The following is a 5,216-nucleotide window of genomic DNA, read 5'->3' as shown; positions in this document are numbered from 1 at the left end:
GGTGATGCCACCCGCGCCCGATGACACGCGATCGCGGTGCGATGGCCGGATGTAGGGGCACGGCTTGCCCGTGCCCCGCCGCCCGTTGCCCAAACGCCCCTGCCATCGCTGCTGCGCCCCCGGTGATGCCACCCGCGCCCGATGACACGCGATCGTGGTGCGATGGCCGGATGTAGGGGCACGGCTTGCCCGTGCCCCGCCCGTTGCCCAAACGCCCCTGCCATTGCTGCTGCGCCCCCGGCCCCCCGGTGAGGCGACCCGCGCCGATGACAGGCCGATCGCCCTCCCCTTGCAAAAAAATCGCGGATGCGCGCTGCGCGCGGGTGGGCAAGGAACCCTTCCCCACACCCCATCCCTGGGTGCAACATCCCCCTGATTGTGCCAGACAAACACGCCTGATGTTACAGCAAACAGCAATCAGGATTCAGAACCGGGCAGAGGAGAATGACTGGCGACCCGCAACCCGATGTAGCCGTAGCGGAGGCGCGGGCTGATGTTGTAGCGGTACGAAGCCCGGACGTTTTGGGCATTGTTCCAATAAGCCCCGCCGCGTACAACAAATGCGTTTGCCCACCACGCAATCAGGTCAAGAAGGCGATCATTTAGATCAGGTTTGCGCCCAGGATAGGTGCTCTTCCAACGGGTTGCACACCATTGCCAGACATTGCCAGCCATGTCGTGGGCGACGTAGACGCTTGTGCCTTGCGGGTAACTGCCAACAGGCGAAGGTTTGTTCAGGCGAGCCTCGCTACTGTTGCAGAGACCGTCGGCCCACGCATTGCCCCAGGGATAACGGCGGCCATCGGGCCCACGGGCCGCTTTTTCCCACTCAGCCTCGGTAGGGAGGCGGAATGGGTGGCCGGTGGCTTCCTGTAGCCAGCGACAGTAGGCTTCGGCTTCATAGAATGAGATCCCGGTTACGGGTTGGTTGGCCCCGTTCCAGTTTGGGCCATTCCAGCTTTCCGGGTGAGGCTGGCTGAAAGGTTGCCGACGCAGCAGTAGACCAACCAGAGGATCAAAAAATGACCCGAGAAGAACTAGTGCAATAAGTTGCGGGGTAGAATAAGCTCCTGCTGGTTCCCAGCCACAGCGTAACCACCGCCAGCCGGCTCTACTCCAGTAGCGACGGGTGCGATAGCCACCGGCGTCTATGAAGCATTGCCATTGCGCGTTGGTCACCGGGTGCTGAGCAATCCAATAGTCGGGGAGTTCGATCTGGTGCTGCGGTTGCTCAAAACGCTCTGCTTCTCGATCCTCTTTGCTGCTGCCCATCAGGAAGGGGCCAGCAGGGATGTGGATCAGTTTGGGGCGCAAGCCATCGCCTGCATAGCGTGGATCTTGACGTGCCAGCGCGAAGCCAGCCGCAAGGCGTAGGTCTGGGGCGTGCTCGGTTTGCAGCAGTTCCAGCATCAGGTCTTGCAGATCAGGCGGCAATGGTGCGCGTGCCGGATGATTGTGTTCCATCCGTGCCAGGCGTTCAATCGCGCGTACCCGCACATCCTGGTGTGGCGCTTTACGGACGGCGTCCTTGAGCAGATCCGTACTTGCATCTATGCCAGCCTCGGCCAGTGTATTCAGAGCCTCTAGCTGGACTGGCAATGATCCAGCAGATGCCGACATAAAGAGGTGATGCAGGCGGTTCAAGATCTCGACACGGGCTTCTGGGTCTAACCGCTGCGTCTGTTCCGCCAGAACGGCACCAGCAAGAAGATCGGCCTCTTGCTTGCCCTGCGCGAGCAGATGGCGCACGATCGGGGTGGCATCGGGCATGGTTGCACTGTAGAGCAGCAACACTTCACGCCAGCGGTCATCGTTCCAGCGTTCACGGATGCGCGTATCACGCAGGCGCTGCATCTCTGGGGAACCATCGCGCACTGCCTGTGAGGCCAGATATTCCTGGAAGGTCTGGTGGGCAAACTGGAGTTGAACTTCGCTGGTACCGTGGACATTGCCCAACTCTTGCAGCACCCCACCGCGTTGACCCAGGTTGCGCAACCAGCGTTTTGCTTCTGAGCGACAGAATGATTCAAGCGCCGCCCCAGTACGCCCGGCAGTTGCAGGTGAGATATCGCGCAAAGCCAGGGCTAGCACCTCTTCGGCGTCAGCACTGGTGATCACAGTATGCGAACCGTCATCGGGTGCAGTGAGCGTACGCTCATACATCACCCAGGCCAACTGATAGAGCAGACGTAGCTTTTGTTGCAACTCAAGGTCAGCATCTTGAGTCGTTGGTTCCAGATCCATCTCGCTATCTTTCAAGCGTTCCCATTCCTCAACGAGCATCTGCAGGGCTTTTTCGTAGAGCGTATGACGTTGGCGCGGCAATTCACGGGGACTCTTGAGGTGGATAGAAATGATCAAGGAGAGAAGGAACGGATTACGGACGAGCTTTTGGATCCCACCATCTTCGGTCAGCCGCTCGATAAGTCGCCTGGATCGCACCTCAGGGTCCCACGTGGCTAGGGTTGCTTCACCTGAGGCACTGATCCCCAATTGGGCGAACGCACGATAACGTGTACGAATAAACTGCTGTTGTTGTGGTGGTGTTAACTGATCAACCAACCGATGAATAAATTTGCGATGGCGTAACTGGCCTTCATAGCCAAAAATCCGTGAGGTAACCACAATCCGGTTCCGACGATGATCGGGGCCTGGGGGCAATGCGGCAACCAGTTGACCAAGGCGTTGCCGTGCATCAGCATCACGTAGCTCATCAAAGGCATCAAGCAGGATCATGCAGCCACCGCGCTGGGCCTTGCGTTGAAAGAAATCGGTAGGCAGATCGCGGACAACATCGCCTAACAACGCCACATCGCGCAACGTCTCGGCATACTGTTCAAGCAAGGGGCGTTGCAAAGCAACCGCATCACGCAACACCCTGAGTGGAATGTAGATTGGAAACGGACGGCTGGGCCACCCATATACATCACGCAAGCGCTGACGCCCTGGCGAGCGCAGGATCTCCTGGGCACAGACCACCGCAATATGGCGAAGCAAGGTTGTCTTGCCACTCCCTGGATCGCCCCTGATCAACAAGCATGGATATTGCCAGATCTCTGCGCCCGGCGTAGCAGGAGGGGCTGAGCACGCACCGCGTTGGACCAGATATGTTGCTACCCGGCGCAAAATCACGCGATGCAACAGAATCGCCACACCCAGCCAGGCGAGCGTGCTCACCAGGGCAAGCAACAGACTCGCCCAGGTAAACTGCCACTCACCCGTGGGGGCAACCATAATCCCGCGGACTGACGCTATCGCCAGGGCAAGCACACTGCCTTGCACCACCAACCAGGCAAGCGTCTCAAAGCCTCGTTGCTTCAAAGATCGCGGTCGGGACGTCGCGCGCTCTTTTATCCCTTCCATGGCAAAGCGTCGCGTTGGTTGTTGGTCACTCACCTGGACCAGATCAGGTGGATCAGGCTGATCGGGATCAGGACTAAGCGTCAACTGACTATAAGCCATCAACAGATCCAGTTCAGTATGTGTCTCCTGCTGCCGACTAATCACCAGCAAAGCGGGTGTCCGTCGCAGGTAGGTCTCAACCGCCTGAAGATAGCGTCTTTCCAGGCGATACCTGGGCGACAGCGAGCGCACAGTTGACGCAATCCAATCACGCAAAAGCACATATGCCAGGAGCAACGCTAACCCACCCATCCCGAGGAAGGGAAGGAACAGCGGATTGTCCAACCAGCCATTGAATTGCTGCTGCACCTGAGGCAACGCCAGCCATCCAGCAACGGCAGCAACGAAGGCAAGCAGCAAGCCGATCAGAATGTAGATCTCTTCTTTGCGGTTCATATGATGCATCGTGAGGATAAACAGCAGCTTTCTGCCGCATACTATACCACGCCGACACAACCAGCAACACACAAGTACGTGTTCACATTTGGGCTAAAGAACCACCCTGGGAGCGAGGGCGTCCCGCCCTCGGAATGCCTTCGAGGGCGAGCCGCCCTCGCTCCCAGGAAAAGGGTGAATAGCCGATAGGGATAGGTACCTGGGCGAAATGGCCCGGCGTAGGGGCACGGCTCGCCCGTGCCCCGCCCGTTGCCCAAACGCCCCTGCCATCGCTGCTGCGCCCCCCGGCCCCCCGGTGACACGGCCCGGATGTGTACGCGGGGATTGGGTGTAGGGGCACGGCGCCGCCGTGCCCCCACGGGCGGATCGCGGCGCTGGGATGGATGCGTACGCGGGGATGGTGCCAAACCCACGGCAGGGCGCAGCAGCAATGGGGATGACGTTGCGATCAACCGATGCGCAGGGGCTGCTGCGCCCCTACATATGCGTAACACGGCGATGGGATGGGCATCCAGGGATGGACGCGTACGCGGGGATGGTGCCGTGCCCAGAGGCAGCGTTGCCGCGTGTAGGGGCACGGCTTGCCCGTGCCCCTCGCCCGTTGCCCAAACGCCCCTGCCATCGCTGCTGCGCCCCCCGGCCCCCCGGTGACGCGGCCCGCATCCCGATAGGCTGATCGCTGCTGCGCCCCCCGGCCTTTCAAGTGTGCGCCATGGCGATCCACGGGCTACCCACTGCTACGCCCGCAGGCCTTATCCCGACGGGCACGTATCGGCCAACCAGGCCTGGAGATCATCCAGACTCGTGAAATCGAGCAGTGTCTCGCTCAAGTCCAGGAGGTGGGCGGGGCTCAGGGCGAGCACGTGATGATGCACCGACTCCGGCAATGGGCCGCACCGTCGGGTCAGTTGGCGCAGCACGACTTCCTGGAGCGTCTGGTGACGTCCTTGCTCGACCCCCTCGGCGAACGCAAGTTCCTCAATACTGGTGACAAACGTGTCCATCTGGGTCTCCTCCTGTTCAATCAGGCGCATTGTAGCACGAACCGTCGCGTGCATGCCGGGGTTGAGGCGCAACAGTTGATCGAGCACGCGATAGAGCCGACGCATGTCGGCGGCACTATATCCGTTGCGGAAGAAGGCCCGAAAGCGGGCCAATTTGCGCCGCAGCCGCTCCTCGAGTTGCCCCCGGGTCGCCTGCGCGTCGCGGTGGATCAGGATGACCATCGCGATGGGATTGCGGCTGGCTTCGAGCAGCGCCAGGTCAAGGTCGAGCAGTTTGACCGTGGGAAAGTCGAGCCGCACCACGCACCCGGCCTCGGCGTAGCCAAAGGAGCGTGGGTGCCAGCCCGGCTGGTCATCGCTCAAGACGGCGAGGCTGATCACGGGGCGGCGTTCGCGCACGAAGATCTGGGCGTG

At 60.8% G+C, this 5,216-nt stretch carries 2 protein-coding genes; both read right to left on the bottom strand.

Annotated elements, in window-relative coordinates; all coding sequences use genetic code 11:
* Nucleotides 1–417: 417 nt before the first annotated feature.
* Nucleotides 418–3,798 (bottom strand): SUMF1/EgtB/PvdO family nonheme iron enzyme, encoded by a 3,381-nt coding sequence (locus A9Q02_RS15190; protein ID WP_172451021.1) that lies wholly within the window; start codon nt 3,796–3,798, stop codon nt 418–420.
* Nucleotides 3,799–4,550: 752 nt separating this feature from the next.
* Nucleotides 4,551–5,216: DUF4351 domain-containing protein (locus A9Q02_RS15185; protein WP_097653939.1), on the bottom strand; the 666-nt coding region annotated here is incomplete at its 5' end.

The organism is Candidatus Chloroploca asiatica (assembly GCF_002532075.1).
In the GTDB taxonomy this organism is placed as follows: domain Bacteria; phylum Chloroflexota; class Chloroflexia; order Chloroflexales; family Chloroflexaceae; genus Chloroploca; species Chloroploca asiatica.
This window is presented reverse-complemented; position numbering and strand designations above follow the sequence as displayed.